Below are 17,237 nucleotides of genomic sequence, written 5' to 3'. Positions count from 1 at the left end.
TCTACGCTCATAAGTACACACGTTGGCCGGCAAGTCGCAAGCGGCCTTTGAAACGGGAGAAGGAATGAAACAACATCTGGTTCGATGTCTTTATGTAGCAGCCGGCTTGCTGGCGCTGCCCGTCGTGGCCGACGCGCAGTCGCAGGCTTTCACGGCGAGCGGCGTCAACGTGCGCGCGGGCCCTGCTGCCGATTACCCGATCGTCGCGCAATTGCCTCCCGGAGTACCGGTGACGGTGATGGGCTGTATCGCCAATTACCAATGGTGCGATGTCGCGGCGCCGAATCTGCGCGGCTGGGTGTTTGCGTCGCTGCTCAGTTCGCCATACCAGGGTGGCAACGTCCCGCTGATGAACTATGGCACGGTGCTCGGCCTGCCGATCCTCGGTTTTTCGATTGGCGATTACTGGGGCAACTATTATCGCGGCCGGCCCTGGTACAACCAGCAGTCGCGCTGGGCGCATCATGCGCCGCCGCCTCCGCCGCGACCCGGGGCGGGACGCCCGCCGGGACATCCGGGCGCGCGTCCGGGCGGGTATCCGCCGGGGTATGCAGGCGGACGGCCACCAGGCGGTCCGCAACCCGGGCATGCAGGCGGACGGCCGCCAGGCGGTCAGCAACCGGGGAACGCAGGTGGTCGGCCACCGGGCGGTCAGCAACCGGGGAACGCAGGCGGTCGGCCACCGGGCGGTCAGCAACCGGGGAACGCAGGCGGTCGGCCACCGGGCGGTCAGCAACCGGGGAACGCAGGCGGTCGGCCACCAGGCGGACAGCAAGGCGGCACAGGTGGTCGTCCCCCGGGTGGCGAATCACACGGCGGCGGTGGCAACCACCCCCGAGGCGGCCCTTCGCAAGGCGGGGGCGCAGGCCGTCCGCCCGGCGGAGGGAACGGTTGAGGAAGCTGAAGCGCCGAAGCCCGCTGCCCAAGCCGCGCCACGTCAGTGCGGCTCAGGCGGGCTCCGGCCCAACGTCCACGTCGGCCACGACGACCTTGACGCCATCAAAATCGGCGGCATACGCGCAGGCACTTCATCAGCCTGGATTCGCGCAACCGCGTACCTCTGCGCCGTCCCTATCTGCCGCCGCCTTCAACCCATCCCCATGCGCCCAGTCATGCATTAAGAATATTCCGCACCGGCTTCGCGTAAACCCCGGTGTGCCGCGTACACTAGATTGCCGATGTTGGGTTGGGGGGCGCATACATGACTAGCGAAGCGACATCAGGTGGCACGATGGGAGCAGCGCCAGAGGGCACCCACTATCGGCCCGATCTGGCCGAGGAGGTGTTGGCGTCAGAGCGTGGCGTGTTGCGGCTGATTACCCGCAACACGCCGCTGCCGGAATTACTCGATGAAGTATGCCGCCGCGCGGAAGCGCTGCTTGGCGAAGGTGCGTCCTGTTCGATCCTTCTGCTCGACCCCGACGGCGTGCACGCCAGAGTCGGCGGCGCGCCGTCGCTGCCGCCGCAATTCAGCGCGGCGATCAACGGCGTCGCGATCGGTCCGCGCGTCGGGTCCTGCGGCACCGCGATGTACGAGCGGCGCCTCGTCATCGTCGAAGACATCGAAACCGATCCGCTGTGGGCGGACTATCGGCACCTCGCGCTGCCGCTCGGCTTGCGCGCCTGCTGGTCCGTGCCGTTCGAGAACGACGCCGGCACGATCCTCGGCGCGTTCGCGGTGTACTACCCCACCTCGCGCCGGCCGAGCGCCGAAGCGGAGGCGATTCTGCGCGACATCGGCAGCAGCGTCGGCCTCGCCGTTCATCAGGACGTGATGGCGCAGCGTCTTGCGCATAGCGAAGAGCATCACCGGCTGGTGGTCGATCATCTGAGCGAAGGCATCGTCGTGCAGTCGCGCGCGGGTGTCGTGCTGGCCTGCAATCCAAGCGCGCAGCGCATGCTGCGCACGACCGCTCAGATCATCGGCCGCAGTATCCGGACGGTGATGACGCGCAGCTATCACGAGGACGGCACGCTCGTCAGCGAATCCGACCGTCCGACCTCGCGGGTCCTGGCGACCGGCAAGCCTATCCTCGGCGTCACGATCGGGGTGGAACTCGTGGGGGGCGACGTCGTGTGGATTACCGAGAACGTCGTGCCGATCATCCGGCCGGGCGACAGCGAGCCCAGTTCGGTGCTGATCTCGTTCACCGACATCGGCCCCGTGCGCGAAGCCCAACAGCAGCTCAAATTCCTCGCGACTCGCGACTCGCTCACCGGTCTGTACAACCGCGCCTATCTCACCGAACGGATGCGCGACCTGTTCGAGCCGGGCGCGGCGGCCGGCGGCGAACTGGCGAGCGTCGCCGTGTTGTTCGTCGATCTGGACGGCTTCAAGAAGGTCAACGACACCGCAGGTCACGAGGGCGGCGACGCGTTGCTGTGCAGCGTCGCGGAGCGGCTTTCGGCCTGCGTCGGACGCCGCGATACGCTCGCGCGCGTGGGCGGCGACGAGTTCGTGATCGTGATCAGCGCGTATGAGAACAGCGGGCATCTGATCGGGCTCGCGCGCCGCATCCTCGACATGATCGCGGTGCCGTTCGCGGTGGCGGGCAACGAGTACTACCTGGGGGCGTCGATCGGCATCAGCCTGTTTCCCGAGGACGGCCAGGACGTCGCCACGCTGATGCGCAACGCCGATTCGGCGATGTATCACGCGAAGCAGCGCGGCCGCAACAACTTCCAGTTCTTCACCGCCGAGCTCAACCAGCATCTGCAACGGCGCTTCACGATCGAGCAGTCATTGCGGCGCGCGCTCGCCGCCGACGAGCTGAGCCTCGTGTACCAGCCGATCGTTGACAGCCAGGATGGCCGCACGATCGGCGCGGAGGCGCTGCTGCGCTGGTACAACGCCGAGCTCGGCAACGTGTCGCCGGGCGAATTCATTCCGGTCGCCGAAGACGCGGGCTTGATCGTCGAGATCGGCGGCTGGGTGCTGGCGCGGGCCTGCGCGCAGGTTGCGCAATGGCGGCGCACGCTGGCGCCGGATCTGATCGTCGCGGTGAACCTGTCGCCGCGGCAATTCAACGACGGGCTGCTGGAGCGCATCGAGGGCTGTCTGGAGGAGTCCGGGCTCGAACCCGCGGCGCTCGAACTGGAGATCACCGAACGGCTGCTGATGAGCGACAGCGAAACGGTGCTGCCGATCCTGAGCGCGCTGAGCGCGATGGGCGTGCGCATGTCGGTCGACGATTTCGGCACCGGCTATTCGTCGCTGTCGTATCTGAAGCGTTTTCCGCTGCACAACCTGAAGATCGACCGTTCGTTCGTCGCGGGCTTGCCGGATCATCGCGATTCGATCGCGATCACGCAGGCGGTGGTGGCGATGGCGCATTCGCTCGGCATGAACGTGACCGCGGAAGGCGTCGAGACCGTCGAGCAGGCGGCCTTTCTGCGCGCGATCGATTGCGACAAGCAGCAGGGGTATCTGTACAGCCGGCCGGTCGGCGCGAGTGCGTACGCCCGCCGCTTGTGCGACGCGCAGTTGAGTCTCGCCGGGGAGTCTTGAGCGCGGCGGGAGGGGAGGGGGTCGCCGGATTGAGGGCCGCTGTTCTTCGTGTGAAGAGAGGCTGGCATGGGGATAGGCAGATGTCCATGCCAATGCCCGCGAAGCGCCCGAGCCGTAGCGCTCAAGCCGCATACGTAGACGCCCGCAAGCTCGTCGTCACGGTCTCCAGGGCACGCCTGCCGGCCCGATTGTTCAGATTGCCAAACAAGTGCCTTCGCGTTCCCGGTATTTATCCGCGGGTGCGGACTCCCTAAAATTCTCCCATTGGAACGTAAATCGAGTTCGGCGCCGAAGCGGCGCCGGGCGATGGGAGTCGTCATGCCGGCCTTGATCAGGAATCAGCTTTATCGGCCATCGGTGGTCCTGCCGATGGTTGCCCTCATGCAGGTGATGGTGTCGCAGGACTTCAATCTCGGCCAGGTCGGCTGGGTGGTCGCGGCGCGCGGCGCGCAGGCCGCACTGCAACGCTCGCGCGAATTGATCTGCGCGGTGCATTGCCACGCCTGAGCCGCAGCGGGAGACAGGTTTCGGTGATGCACGGCAATCACGCAGCCACCGCGAGGTAACGACGCAGCAATCGGCAACACCGCATCGCGACGCGAGGCACTAAGGGTAAGATGCTACGACCTGCACCCCAGCCTCGGGAGAGTCGCCATGCCACAGCACTTCGACGCAGTCGTGATCGGTACGGGACAGGGCGGCTCGCCGCTCGCGGTACGTCTTGCTCAAAGCGGCCGTCAGACCGCGGTGATCGAGCGTGCGGCCTTTGGCGGAACCTGTGTAAACGTCGGCTGCACGCCGACCAAATCCTATGTGGCCAGTGCCCGCGCGGCGCATGTCGTGCGCCATGCGGCTGAACTCGGCGTGCAGGTGAGCGGCTCCGTCAACGTCGATCTCGCCGCGGTCAAGGCACGCAAGGACGGCATCATCGGCCAGTCGCGCGACGGGGTCGAGAAATGGCTGCGCGGCACGGACAACGTTACCGTGTTCAACGGCCACGCGCGCTTCACCGGCGCGCATACGCTCTCGATCAGCGGGCCGGGCGGCCTGGTGCTGAATGAAATCAGCGCCGACGAGATATTCATCAATACCGGCACGCGCGCCGTCGTGCCGCCGCTCGAAGGTCTGGAGCGGATTCGCTATTACACCAACTCCAACCTGCTCGAACTGACCGAGCTGCCGAGTCATCTGGTGATCGTCGGCAGCAGCTATATCGCGCTCGAATTCGCGCAGATCTTTCGGCGCTTCGGCAGCGAGGTGACCGTGCTGGTGCGCGGCGAGCGCGTGCTGAGCCGCGAGGATGCCGACTTCGCCGAGTCGGTGCGCAAGGTGCTCGCCCGCGAGGGCGTCGAGTTCCGCTTTGGCGTGCAGCCGTCGCGGGTCGAGCCGCATCCGCATCGCGCGAACGATGTGTGCATCGGCTTCGAGCAGAACATTCCCGCGCTGGAGGCGTCGCACCTGCTGTTCGCCACCGGCCGCGAGCCGAATACCGACGATCTCGGCCTCGCCGACGCAGGCATCACGGTGGACAAACACGGCACGATTCCCGTTGACGGCCAGTTGCGCACCAATGTGCCGGGCGTGTGGGCGATCGGCGACGTCAACGGACGCGGCGCGTTCACGCATACGTCCTACGACGACTTCCAGATCGTGGCGGCCAACCTGCTTGACGGCGGCGCGCGCAGCGTCGATACGCGGATCATGGCCTATGCGGTGTTCGTCGATCCGCCGCTCGCCCGCGTCGGGATGTCGGAAGAAGAGGTGCGCAGGAGCGGGCGCGCCGCGCTGATCGCCACCATGCCGATGTCGCGCGTGGGCCGCGCGCGCGAGCGCGGCGAGACCGACGGCTTCATGAAGGTGATGGCCGACGCGCAGAGCAAGCGGATACTCGGCGCGGCGATTCACGGCGTCGAAGGCGACGAGGCGATTCACACGTTCATCGACATCATGACGGCGGGGGCGCCGTATCCGACCTTGCAGTATGCGATGCACATCCATCCGACGATCAGCGAACTGGTGCCGACCCTGCTCGACGGGCTCAAGCCGATGGCATGACGGGCCGGGCACGAACGATGAAACGCGCGCTTGTCACGGGCAATCTGTTTGATCTCGGGGCGTTGATCGGCGCCGATGCGAACGCCGAAGAGCAGGTCGACGCGCTCGTCGAGCAGGCGGGCGTGACGATCGAACGGATCGTATCGACGGGGCAGGCGAGCCCGCCCGGCTTCTGGTACGACAGCCCGCGCGCCGAATGGGTCGTGCTGCTGAGCGGCGCCGCGACGCTGGAATTCGAAGGCAGCGCCGAGCCGCATCCGATGAAGCGCGGCGATCACGTGTTGATCGAAGCACATCGCCGGCATCGGGTCGCATGGACGAGCGACACGGAGCCGAGCGTGTGGCTCGCCGTGTATTGCCCCGACGTGGCGGATGGCGCGTCGGGTTGAGCGGGCTCGCTCCATAGGTTCGCGCCGTTTCCCCAGCCTGTCGGCTCAGGCAGCGCAGGCAGCGTAGGCAGCACACGCGCGCACGCAGCCCAGGAACGTTCACTCTCATCGGGCGCGCGCATCGACAAAGCATCACAGCATCGCGGATAATCGGCAGCGGCGCGGGTCGTCCGGCGGACGCGGGCGAGCGGTGCGTCCAACTACATTCTTCATCAGGGAACCCCACCGATGGGCAAGGGACGAGTCGAGGCCTTCAGCGATGGCGTGATCGCCATCATCATCACGATCATGGTGCTCGAACTGAAGGTGCCGGAGGGCTTCGATCTCGCCTCGCTGCGGCCGGTGGTCCCGGTGTTCTGCGCGTACGTGCTGAGCTTCATCTACGTCGGCATCTACTGGAACAATCATCACCACATGTTCCATGCCGTGCAGAAGGTCAACGGCGCGGTGCTGTGGGCCAATCTTCATCTGCTGTTCTGGCTGTCGCTGCTGCCGGCCGTCACGCATTGGCTCGGCGAAACCCATCTGGCCGCCTGGCCGACCGCGATGTACGGCGTCGTGCTGTTCATGTCGGCGATCGCGTATTTCATTCTGACGCGCGTGCTGATCCGCGAACACGGCAAGGAATCGACCATCTCCAAGGCGGTCGGCAACGACTTCAAGGGCAAGGTGTCGGTCGTGCTTTACCTGCTCGGCATCGGGCTCGCGTTCGTTCTGCCGTGGGGGTCGGCTGCACTCTATACGCTCGTCGCGGCATGGTGGCTGATCCCGGATCAACGCATCGAACACGTGCTGGGCGCGTAATTGATGCTGACACTGAAGCTCCTGCTGGTGCCGGCTTTTCTCGCCGCGCTGACCGTGGCGGGGCGCGTTTGGGGGCCGTCGGTGGCGGGGTGGCTCGCGGGGCTGCCGGTCGTCGCCGGGCCGATCGTGCTGCTGCTCACGTTGGAGCGCGGGCCGTCGTTCGCGGCGCAGGCGTCGGCGGCTTCGATTGCGGCGATTGCCGCGTCGGAAGCGTTCAATCTTGCTTATGCGTGGACCTGCCGGCGCTTTGCGTGGCCGCTCGCTTTGGCGGCGGGCATGGCGGCGTGGCTGGGCGCCGCGATGCTGCTGGTGCAACTGCCCGGCTCGCTCGTAGGGGCGTTCGCGGCGGCCTGCGTCGCGGTGATGGTGTCGCAAAGCGGCCTGCCGCGCGTGACGGGCCCGGTGCCGGCGGCGCGCCTCGGGCTCGCCGATCTCGCCGTGCGCATGCTTGCCGGCGCGCTGCTCACGGTCGCGGTGACGACCTTGTCCGCGTCGATGGGCGCGAAGTGGAGCGGCGTGCTGTCGGTGTTTCCGCTGCTCGCCATCGTGCTCGCGGTATCCGCGCAACGTGCGCATGGCGCGGACTTCGTCGCCTTGCTGATGCGCGGCATGGTGATCGGGCGCGGCTCGTTCGCGGCGTTTTTCGCGGTGACCGCCATCCTGCTGCCGCGATACGGTGTGTGGTGGAGCTTCGCCTGCGCGGCGCTGATCTCGATTGCCGTGCAGGGCGCAACGCGGCGCATGCCCGGCGTGCGGCGGCCTGCGCAAGTTTCAGCCGTGTCGCGCGAGCTCGCCGGTCAGCAGACGGAGTGAGGCCGTTTGGCCGATACTTGACGGCATGACTTCGCGCAGCTCACGTTCCCAGGCCACCCGTATCGGGCTCATCTCCGATACGCATAACCTCATGCGTCCCGAAGCGCTGAACTATCTCGCCGGCTGCGACGCCATCATTCATGCGGGCGATATCTGCAATCAGGCGGTGCTCGATGCGCTGAGGCAGATTGCGCCGGTCACGGCGGTGCGCGGCAACAACGACACCGGCGACTGGGCCGCGCCGCTGCCGACCCATGCGACGCTGACCGTGCAGCAGGTGACGATCCGCGTCGTCCACGATATTGCCGATCTCGGCGCCGATCCGCGCAGCGAAGGCGTCGGCGTGGTGGTGAGCGGCCATTCGCACAAGCCGTCGATCGGGGAGCGCGATGGCGTGCTGTTCGTCAATCCCGGCAGCGCGGGACCGCGGCGTTTCAAACTGCCGATTTGCGCGGGCATCCTGATTGTTGAAGGCGCGCACGCGAGCGCGTCGTTCGATTCGCTGTTGACGTAAAAAAACGGGCCGGCAAAAATTTGCCGGCCCGTTTCCGAGAGACTCGCACTCAACGTGGCGCGGTTAAGGCTACACCGCTCAACGCAGTGCGCCTGCGCAACTCACACTCACGCACGCGCCGTCGCGGCCGCCGCGTAACGCTCATCCATCTCCTCGGCTTCACGCTCGCCGCGCAGCACCGCATGCGCTTCGGCACGCGTGGCCACGCACGGGCCCGAACCGAGCAGCGGCTTGCGCGCGGTTTCACGCAGCGCGAGCACCGACACGATACCGATCAGCGACGCACCCATCAGGTAGTACGCGGGCATCATCAGATTGCCGGTATGGTCGACCAGCCAGGCCGTGACGAGCGGCGTCGTACCGCCGAACAGCGACACCGAAATATTGAAGCCGATCGCGAGCGCACCGTAGCGGATCTTCGTCGGGAACAGTGCCGGCAGCGCCGACGGCATCACACCGGTAAAGCACGACAGCAGCACGCCGAGAATCATCAGCCCGCCGAACACCGGCAGCACCGTGCCCATGCGGATCAGCAGCAGCGCGGGCACCGACAGCGCGAACAGACCCACGCAACCGAACAGCATCACCGGCTTGCGGCCGATCGTGTCGGACAGACGGCCGGCGGCGAGCGTCATCGGCATCATCAGGATCATCACGAGCAGCACGAGGAACAGGCCGTGCGTTTCGTTGAAGTGCAGCGTGGCCGACAGATAGCTCGGCAGATACGACAGCGCCATGTAGTCGGTGACGTTGAAGATCAGCACGAGGCCCACGCACAGCAGCAGCGGCTGCCATTGCTGCGCGAGCAGCTGCCGGAACGATTGCTTTGGCAACGCCTTGTCTTCGGCCTCACGTTCTTCGGCCTGCTTCTTGAACGCGGGTGTTTCTTCGAGCTTCATCCGGATGTACAGACCCACCAGACCGAGCGGCCCGGCGATCAGGAACGGCACACGCCAGCCCCACGACAGCAGCGCGTCGTTCGAAAGCGTCGCGGTCAGCACCGCCACCGTGCCCGCGCCGAGCACGTAGCCGATCAGCGTGCCGAACTCGAGGAAGCTGCCCATGAAGCCGCGGCGCTTGTCGGTCGAGAATTCGGCGATGAAGGTCGCGGCGCCGCCGTACTCGCCGCCGGTCGAGAAGCCTTGCACCAGACGCGCGACCAGCAGCAGCACCGGCGCGAAAATGCCGATCGTCGTGTAGCTCGGAATCAGACCGATCGCGAAGGTGCCGAGCGCCATCATGATCATGGTCATCGCCAGCACGCGCTGACGGCCGATGCGGTCACCCAGCGGCCCGAACACCATGCCGCCGACCGGCCGCACGAGGAACGCCGCGGCGAAGGTGCCGAACGTGGCGATCAGCTGCGCAGCCGGACTTGCTGACGGGAAGAACACTTTGCCGAGCGTGACAGCGATGTAGCTGTACACGCCGAAATCGAACCATTCCATCGCGTTGCCGAGCGCCATCGCGCCGACGGCTCGCTTGAGGAGGGATTTGTCGACCACGGTAATGTCGTCGAGAGAGAGGCGTTGTTCTTCTTTGTGATGTCGCCAGAAGCCGTTGCTGGAAGCCGTCAAGGTAAAAACTCCAATGACTGCGACGAAACTCATGATGCGCATGAACGTTTCGCCACGGTTGCTGGGAAGTGTCGTTTCGCGAACAAGGCGATGACTGCTCCGCCGCCGGGACCGGCAACGCAGTAGAGGGCGCAAAAGAAAAACAGAACGCCCGTGCCTCGCGAGACATGTCGCGAAAAAACACTCGTCTAGATTGTGCTGACTGTTGCGCCTGCGTGGCCGTGGAAGGGGGGCAGGTGCATGAGGACGCCGGGTGGCTGGAAGCTGGCCCGCGCGCCGCTGGAAGGCTTGAAACGAAAAAGGCCGGTTGCTTTATTCGCCGCTCATGGCAAGAGCTGAAACGGAGAAACGACCGACGAGCCTTCTTGTATATAAAACTGTTCGACTCAGCATGGAACGCGCAGCGCGCCACGATGAAACGAAATGTCAATGAAGGTGAATTGCTGTTTGAACGACGCACATGATAGCACGATGGCGGACGATCGCGCAAATCTGGTGGCCGAAGGGTGCCTTGCGAGGGCGCTCGATCCCTTGACGGGCGGGGGATTGCGGCGGATTCGGGCGGTTCGTCAACGCACCCTGAAAACGGTAGGAAATGAACCGTTTCGATCATTTTCAGGTTGGCGCCTACGGGAAAAATGGGCGGCCAGAAGTGCCGGGATGGGTGGCGACAACGGCGCGAATCGTGCCAAAAAGAGGCCGATAAGCCCTCGCAATGAAGCGGTCAAGGTCGCGAGGTGTCGCCAAAGGCAGCAAGCGGAGCCACGCAAGCCCGCAAAGGGCGAAAAAAATCCGCGTTCGCGGCGCGGATTTTTTCATCGATGCGTGCGGCTCACGCCGCTACGACGGTGTCTCAAGCCGACGGCGGCACGTAACCCTGCGCGGTATCCGCGCCTTCGCCGAAGAAGAACTTTTCGGTCTGCTTCATCAGATATTGGCGCGCGCGCGGGTCGGCCATGTTCAGACGGTTTTCGTTGATCAGCATGGTTTGCTGCTTCAACCACGCTTGCCACGCTTCCTTCGAAATGCCTTCGTAGATCCGCTTGCCGAGTTCGCCGGGCAGCGGCGGGAAATCGAGACCTTCGGCTTCCTTGCCGAGCTTGGCGCATTGAACCATACGAGTCATGCTGTGCTTCTCCTGTAATCGATATGTGGGGCTGGGCGCCGCTCAGAGCTGCTTCATCAGCACGAGCGACTTGCGCTGCCAGTTATAGAGTCTGCGGCGGTCTTCAGGCAGATCGTCGACCGTGACCTTGACGAAGCCGCGCTTGAGGAACCAGTGTTCGGTGCGTGTGGTGAGCACGAAAATGCGCGTGAGGCCGCGGGCCCGCGCGCGCTGCTCGATGCGTTTGAGCAGACGCTCGCCGTCGCCGGTGCCTTGCGCTTCGGGCGCGACCGTCAGGCACGCCATTTCGCCGATGCGCTCCTGCGGATACGGATACAGCGCCGCGCAACCGAACAGCACACCATCGTGCTCGATCACCGAGAAATGGTCGATGTCGCGCTCGATCTGGTGACGGCCGCGCCGCACCAGCGTGCCGTCCGATTCGAGCGGCTCGATTAGCGAAAGAATGCCGCCGACATCGTCCGGCGTGGCTTCGCGCAGGCTTTCGAGGTTCTCGTACGAGATCATCGTGCCGACGCCGTCGTGCAGGAACAGTTCGAGCAGCAGGCTGCCGTCGAGCGCGTAGGGGATGATGTGCGCCCGCGCGACGCCGCCGCGGCATGCGCGGATCGAATGCTTCAGGTAGAAGCCCGCGTCGCCGGTGACTTCGCCGCTTTCGTGCAGCTTGTACGCGTCGTCGAGCGACAGTTCGCGGACCAGTTCGGGACCGTCTTCGCCGGCTTCCATCAGGCCCGGCGTTTCGGTCAGGAACACGATCTTGTCGGCGCGCAGCGCGATGGCCGCAGCCGAGGCCACGTCTTCCATCGCGAGGTTGAACGCCTCGCCGGTGGGCGAGAAGCCGAGCGGCGAGAGCAGCACCAGCTTGCGGCTCGCGAGCGAATGGCGGATCGAATCCGCGTCGATCTTGCGCACCACGCCGGTGTGCGCGAAGTCGACGCCGTCCAGAATGCCGACCGGCCGCGCCGTCACGAAGTTGCCCGAGACCACGCTGATGTGCGCGTGCGCCATCGGCGTGTTCGGCAAGCCCTGGCTGATCGCCGCCTCGATGTCCAGACGCACTTCGCCGGCCGCTTCTTTCGCGGACTCCAGCGCGCGCGCATCGGTGATGCGCATGCCGTGCGAGAACTCCGACTCCACGCCATGCAGGCTCATCTGCTCTTCGACCTGCGGCCGCGAGCCATGCACCAGCACGATCTGGATGCCCATGGCCTGCAGCAGCGCGATGTCGGACACCAGCGCATTCAGGAGCCCCTGATGCACCACCTCGCCGCCGAAACCGACGACGAACGTCTTGTTCCGGAACGCATGGATATAGGGGGCGACTGAACGCATCCAGTCGACGAATTGCGCATGCTGTGCGAGGTTTTCCGTTGTTCCGGCGGGGGCCGGAACGCTCGCGGGCGCGGGGACGAGGTCGGTTTGGGAATTCATGCCGGGGATTATAATGCGCCCCCATGTCGAATGTACCCAAAAGTCCCGCTGCGGCGAACGAGAATCCGGCGCCGGCCGCCGATCCGATGAACTCAGGCGACGCGCAGCGCCGTCCAGCGCAGGACACCGAGCCCAACACGCCGCACGCGGCGCGCGAATCGCGTCGTGCGGCGCAGGTCGCGCAGCCGTCGGCGCAGAAAAAAAATCCGCCGCGTGAGGGTGATGGCCCGCATGCGCAGGATGATGGCGGCAGTGGCTTGTCGCAAGCCGCGCGGGCGGATGAAGGCCGGAGTCCGGGCCACGGTCGGGAGCACAAGCAGGAACACGCGGATCGCGTGGAGAATGTGCCGCAAGGCCAACGGCCCGGGCGTGGTGACGGGCAGCGTGGGCAGTCCGCGCGCGCTGCGGGAGCGAACCAGGGGCGGCGTGGCGGCGAGCAGCGCTCGCCATCGGCACGTGCGCCGGGTTCGGACCAACCGCGGCGCGGCGACGAGCAGCGCGGACAGCCTTCTCATGCGGCGGGTCCAGCTCAGGATACGCGCGGCGACGCCCGCGCGGACCCGCCAAGCCGCGGGCCGGCGCAAGGCGGCGCGCCGCGGCGCGAATCCGGAGCGCCCGCGCAAAAGTCACAGCAAGCCGCTGGTCGCGACCGCAACACTGGCAGCCGTGAGCCACGGGCAGCGAACGAAGCACGCGAACCGCGCCCGACGCGCGAATCACGCCCGCCGCGCGCGCAGCGCGTGGTCGAACCGAACCCGATTCCGCCGATCACCTTCCCCGAAGCGCTGCCGGTCTCCGGCCGCCGCGACGAGATCGCCAAGGCAATTGCGGAGAACCAGGTGGTGATCGTGTCGGGCGAAACCGGCTCCGGCAAAACCACCCAGTTGCCGAAAATCTGCCTCGCGCTGGGGCGCGGTCTCGGCGCGGGCGGCTCGGGGCTGATCGGCCACACGCAGCCGCGCCGGATCGCTGCGTCGGCGACCGGGCGGCGCATTGCCGAAGAGCTCGGCACGCCGTTCGGCGAAGTGGTCGGCTACAAGGTGCGCTTTACCGACAATCTGTCGCCGGGCGCATCGGTCAAGCTGATGACCGACGGCATCCTGCTCGCCGAAACGCAGACCGATCCGCTGCTCAAGGCGTACGACACGCTGATCATCGACGAAGCGCACGAACGCAGCCTGAACATCGATTTTCTGCTTGGCTATCTGAAGGAAATTCTCGCGAGGCGCCCCGATCTGAAGTTGATCGTGACCTCGGCGACCATCGACGCCGACCGCTTCGCGCGCCACTTCGGCAGTGAGGAGAAGCCCGCGCCGGTGATCGAGGTGAGCGGGCGGCTCTATCCGGTCGAGGTGCGCTACCGGCCCGTTGTCGAGGACAGCCCGGCGGTGAAGGCCGCTCAGGGTACGTCGTCGGGATCCTCGTCCGCGCGCGGCGACAGGCCGAAGACCCAGCGCGAAACCGACCGCGATCTGATGGACGCGATCGTCGATGCCGTCGACGAACTGTGCCGCGAAGGCCCCGGCGACGTGCTCGTGTTCCTGCCCGGCGAGCGTGAGATCCGCGACGCCGCCGAGGCGCTGCGCAAGCATCACCCGCCGCATACGGAAATTCTGCCGCTGTTTGCGCGGCTGTCCGCGGCCGAACAGGAGCGCGTGTTCCGCACCTCGAACGCGCGCCGCATCGTGCTCGCAACCAACGTCGCCGAAACCTCGCTGACGGTGCCGGGCATCCGTTACGTGGTCGATACTGGCCTCGCACGCGTGAAGCGCTATTCGTACCGCAACAAGGTCGAGCAGTTGCAGGTCGAGTCGATTGCGCAGTCCGCAGCCAACCAGCGCGCGGGGCGCTGCGGCCGGGTCGCCGATGGCGTGTGCATTCGCCTCTATGAGGAAAGTGATTTCCAGGGCCGTGTGCGCTTCACCGATCCGGAGATTCTGCGTTCGTCGCTGGCGTCGGTGATTTTGCGGATGAAGTCGCTGCATCTGACGGCGATCGAAACTTTCCCGTTCATCGAGCCGCCGCCGGGCCGCGCGATCGCCGACGGCTATCAACTGCTCAACGAACTCGGCGCGGTCGACGACGACAATCAGCTCACGCCGCTCGGCCGCGAACTCGCGCGCCTGCCGCTCGATCCACGCGTCGGCCGGATGATTCTGGCCGCGCGCGATCAGCAGGCGTTGAAGGAAGTGCTGATCATCGCGAGCGCGTTGTCGGTGCAGGACCCGCGTGACCGGCCGATCGAAGCGCAGGAGCAGGCCGACCAGGCGCATCGCCGTTTCGCCGACGAGCGCTCGGAATTTTTGCAGTGGCTGAAAATCTGGAACTGGTTCGAAGAAGCGATCGCGCACAAGAAGTCGAACAAGCAGTTGCACGAGGAATGCCGCAAGAACTTCCTGTCGCAACTGCGGCTGCGTGAATGGCGCGACGTGCACTCGCAACTGCTGACGGTGGTGCGGGAGCACGGCTGGCGTCTGAACGAGGCGGAAGCGACTTTCGAGCAGATCCATCTCGCGCTGCTGACGGGGCTGCTCGGCAATATCGGCCTGAAAGCCGACGATGAGCCGTATTACCTCGGCGCGCGCGGCATCAAGTTCTATCTGTGGCCGGGCTCGGCGCTGGTGAAGAAGGCGGGCAAGTGGGTGATGGCCGCCGAACTGGTGGAGACGAGCCGTCTGTACGCACGCTGTATTGCAAAGATCGAGCCGGAGTGGGTGGAGAAGATCGGCGCACATCTGCTGAAGAAGTCGCTCTCCGAGCCGCACTGGGAAAAGCGCGCGGCGCAGGTGTCGGCGTTCGAGCGTGCGATGCTGTACGGTCTGCCGATCTATCACCGGCGGCGCGTGAGCTTTGGCAAACAGGACCCGGCGCGCGCGCGCGAGTTGTTCATTCGCGGCGCGCTGGTCGAAGGCGAGTTCGATACGAAGCTGGCGTTCTTTGCGCACAACCGCAAGTTGCTCGCCGATATCGAGCAGTTGGAACACAAGTCGCGGCGCCAGGACGTGCTGGTCGACGACGAACTGATTTTCGCGTTCTACGATCAGGCGTTGCCCGATGGCATTTGCACGGGCGCGTCGTTCGAGCGCTGGTATCGCGACGAGGTGAAAAAGAGCGGCCAGCCGGAAGACAAGCTGCGCCTGCTGTATCTGTCGCGCGACGATCTGATGCGGCACGAGGCCGCCGGCGTGACGACCGATCTGTTCCCGAAACGGATGACGATGTCGGGCGTCGAGATGGCGCTCACCTATCACTTCGAGCCCGGTACGCCCCGCGACGGCGTGACGCTCGCCGTGCCGCTCTATGCGCTGAATCAGGTGGACGCGCGGCGCTGCGAGTGGCTCGTGCCCGGCATGCTGAAAGAGAAGACGCAACTGCTGCTGAAGTCGCTGCCGCAGAAATTGCGGCGGCATTGCGTGCCGCTGCCGGAATTCGCGGCGGGCTTCGTCGAGCGGCACAGTGGGCCGCGTTTCGGTGCGGGCACGTTGCTGGAGTCGCTGATCGCCGATATTCGCGAGCAGACCCAGGTCGCGATGAAGCAGGCGGACTTCAAGCTCGAAACCTTGCCGCCGCATCTGTTCATGAACTTCAAGGTCGTGGATGAGCACGGGCGGCAGCTTGCGATGGGCCGCAATCTGTCGCAACTGCGCGCCGAACTCGGCGGGCAGGCGCAGCAGCATTTCCAGAAGATCGCGTCGAGTGCGGCGGGTGCGGCGTTGGCGGATGCGGGGGGCGGCGGTGTGGCGACGCCTTCGCAAGGAGCGGGGGCGGCTGGCGCGGCGCAGCGCGGCAAGGGCGCGACGGGTCCGCAAACCACAACGCCGGACGGTGCGGCGGGCACGGCGCTGTATGAAAAACTGACCACCTGGAATTTCGGCAAGCTCCCTGAATTGCTCGAGATTCGCCGGGGCGGCCAGACGCTATTCGGCTACCCGGCGCTGGTGGATCGCGGCACCCATTGCGATGTCGAAGTGTTCGATTCGCCGGATGAAGCCGCGCGGATTCATCGCGCGGGATTGCGCCGGCTTTTCGCGTTGCAGCTGAAGGAGCCGATCAAGTATCTGGAGAAGAATCTGCCGGGCCTGCGTGAAATGGCGATGCAGTTCATGCCCCGCGGCACGCAGGAAGAACTGCGCGATCAACTGATCGACACCGCGCTTGATCGCGCCTGTCTTCAGAACCCGCTGCCGGACGACGAGCTCAGTTTCCACACGCGACGCGACGAGGGGCGTAGCCGCCTGACGCTGCTGGCCCAGGAAATCGCGCGGCTGGTCGGACAGATTCTCGGCGAATACGCGAGCGTGACGAAAAAGCTGGTGCAGGCGAAGTCGTTCGCGGCCGCGCATGCCGACATGCAGAATCAGCTGGATGGACTGATCGGCAAGCGCTTCGTGGTCGATACGCCGTACACCCAGTTGGCGCACTTTCCGCGCTACCTGAAAGGGATGGCGCTGCGCATCGACAAGCTGAAGGCGGACCCGCCGCGCGACGCCCGGCAGTTCGCCGAGTTTGCCCCGCTGTTGCAGAACTATCAGCGTGCGGTGGCGCAGCGGGGCGGTGTGCTCGATCCGCGCTTGTCGGAGTTTCGCTGGTTGTTGGAAGAGTTGCGGATATCGCTCTTCGCTCAGGAGTTGCGTACGCCGATGCCGGTTTCGGTGAAGCGCTTGTATAAGGTTTGGGAGTCGATGCAGCGGTGAGGGTTGTGTGTTGGGTGGTCGTTGCTGAGGAAGTGTGGGGGCGGGGCGCTACAGATGCGGCCGTTGCGTGCCGGTGATGCGCAGTACACTCCTGTCGGGTTCGGCTTCGGCTTCGGCTTCGGCTTCGGCTTCGGCTTCGGCTTCGGCTTCGGCTTCGGCTTCGGCTTCGGCTTCGGCTCTCCATCGTCGAGGCGGATGCTGTTGTGTTTGTGTGAGGCCGTGGGCCCGCCCGGGTCAGGCAATGCGTGAGGTCATGCCTTGTGAGAATGACGTCCCGCCACAAAGGGCGCGGGCGTTTTAACCCGCGCTCGACATGACCACGCAAC

At 65.7% G+C, this 17,237-nt stretch carries 14 protein-coding genes; 11 read left to right on the top strand and 3 right to left on the bottom strand.

The features are described 5' to 3' along the window. Nucleotides 1-64: 64 nt before the first annotated feature. From ACZ9H4_RS21565 to ACZ9H4_RS21530, 8 genes are all read left to right on the top strand, one after another. Nucleotides 65-895 carry an SH3 domain-containing protein gene (locus ACZ9H4_RS21565; RefSeq protein ID WP_476120738.1) on the top strand — a complete coding sequence of 277 codons (831 nt, stop codon included), beginning with the start codon at nt 65-67 and terminating at the stop codon, nt 893-895. Nucleotides 896-1,201: 306 nt separating this feature from the next. Then, nucleotides 1,202-3,508 carry a putative bifunctional diguanylate cyclase/phosphodiesterase gene (locus ACZ9H4_RS21560; protein ID WP_476120736.1) on the top strand — a complete coding sequence of 769 codons (2,307 nt, stop codon included), beginning with the start codon at nt 1,202-1,204 and terminating at the stop codon, nt 3,506-3,508. 318 nt (nt 3,509-3,826) lie between these two features. Further along, nucleotides 3,827-4,015 carry a hypothetical protein gene (locus ACZ9H4_RS21555; RefSeq protein WP_115105230.1) on the top strand — a complete coding sequence of 63 codons (189 nt, stop codon included), beginning with the start codon at nt 3,827-3,829 and terminating at the stop codon, nt 4,013-4,015. A gap of 147 nt (nt 4,016-4,162) precedes the next feature. Next, nucleotides 4,163-5,563 carry an FAD-containing oxidoreductase gene (locus tag ACZ9H4_RS21550; protein WP_476120734.1) on the top strand — a complete coding sequence of 467 codons (1,401 nt, stop codon included), beginning with the start codon at nt 4,163-4,165 and terminating at the stop codon, nt 5,561-5,563. Nucleotides 5,564-5,580: 17 nt separating this feature from the next. Beyond that, nucleotides 5,581-5,952 (top strand): cupin domain-containing protein, encoded by a 372-nt coding sequence (locus ACZ9H4_RS21545; protein ID WP_408148311.1) that lies wholly within the window; start codon nt 5,581-5,583, stop codon nt 5,950-5,952. Nucleotides 5,953-6,180: 228 nt separating this feature from the next. Then, entirely contained in the window at nt 6,181-6,756 is a 576-nt protein-coding gene (locus ACZ9H4_RS21540) for a TMEM175 family protein (protein ID WP_408148313.1), read from the top strand. Between the two features lie 3 nt (nt 6,757-6,759). Beyond that, entirely contained in the window at nt 6,760-7,569 is an 810-nt protein-coding gene (locus tag ACZ9H4_RS21535) for a hypothetical protein (protein WP_476120731.1), read from the top strand. A 25-nt stretch (nt 7,570-7,594) separates the two neighbouring features. Further along, a complete protein-coding gene (locus ACZ9H4_RS21530) occupies nt 7,595-8,083 on the top strand; it encodes a metallophosphoesterase family protein (protein ID WP_408324216.1) in 489 nt (162 codons plus the stop codon). 107 nt (nt 8,084-8,190) lie between these two features. Here ACZ9H4_RS21530 and proP read toward each other — a convergent pair whose 3' ends face one another. Further along, entirely contained in the window at nt 8,191-9,693 is a 1,503-nt protein-coding gene (proP, locus tag ACZ9H4_RS21525; RefSeq protein ID WP_408148335.1) for a glycine betaine/L-proline transporter ProP, read from the bottom strand. A 35-nt stretch (nt 9,694-9,728) separates the two neighbouring features. Between proP and ACZ9H4_RS21520 the strand changes: the two genes are divergently transcribed. Continuing rightward, on the top strand, nt 9,729-10,124 hold the full coding sequence (locus ACZ9H4_RS21520) for a hypothetical protein (protein ID WP_408156350.1): 396 nt from the start codon (nt 9,729-9,731) through the stop codon (nt 10,122-10,124). Between the two features lie 389 nt (nt 10,125-10,513). Here the strand turns inward: ACZ9H4_RS21520 and ACZ9H4_RS21515 are convergent, their stop codons facing one another. Then, nucleotides 10,514-10,786: an oxidative damage protection protein gene (locus ACZ9H4_RS21515; protein ID WP_408148319.1), complete on the bottom strand. Its 273-nt coding sequence runs from the start codon at nt 10,784-10,786 to the stop codon at nt 10,514-10,516. A gap of 42 nt (nt 10,787-10,828) precedes the next feature. Further along, on the bottom strand, nt 10,829-12,217 hold the full coding sequence (argA, locus tag ACZ9H4_RS21510) for an amino-acid N-acetyltransferase (protein WP_408148321.1): 1,389 nt from the start codon (nt 12,215-12,217) through the stop codon (nt 10,829-10,831). Nucleotides 12,218-12,552: 335 nt separating this feature from the next. Between argA and hrpA the strand changes: the two genes are divergently transcribed. Together hrpA and ACZ9H4_RS21500 are read left to right on the top strand one after the other, a co-directional pair. Further along, nucleotides 12,553-16,911, top strand: coding sequence for an ATP-dependent RNA helicase HrpA (gene hrpA, locus ACZ9H4_RS21505; protein WP_476120815.1), 4,359 nt, complete (start codon nt 12,553-12,555; stop codon nt 16,909-16,911). Between the two features lie 63 nt (nt 16,912-16,974). After that, nucleotides 16,975-17,160 carry a hypothetical protein gene (locus ACZ9H4_RS21500; protein ID WP_476120727.1) on the top strand — a complete coding sequence of 62 codons (186 nt, stop codon included), beginning with the start codon at nt 16,975-16,977 and terminating at the stop codon, nt 17,158-17,160. Nucleotides 17,161-17,237: the final 77 nt, after the last annotated feature.

It is taken from the genome of Paraburkholderia sp. TE9906 (assembly GCF_056279605.1).
This window is presented reverse-complemented; position numbering and strand designations above follow the sequence as displayed.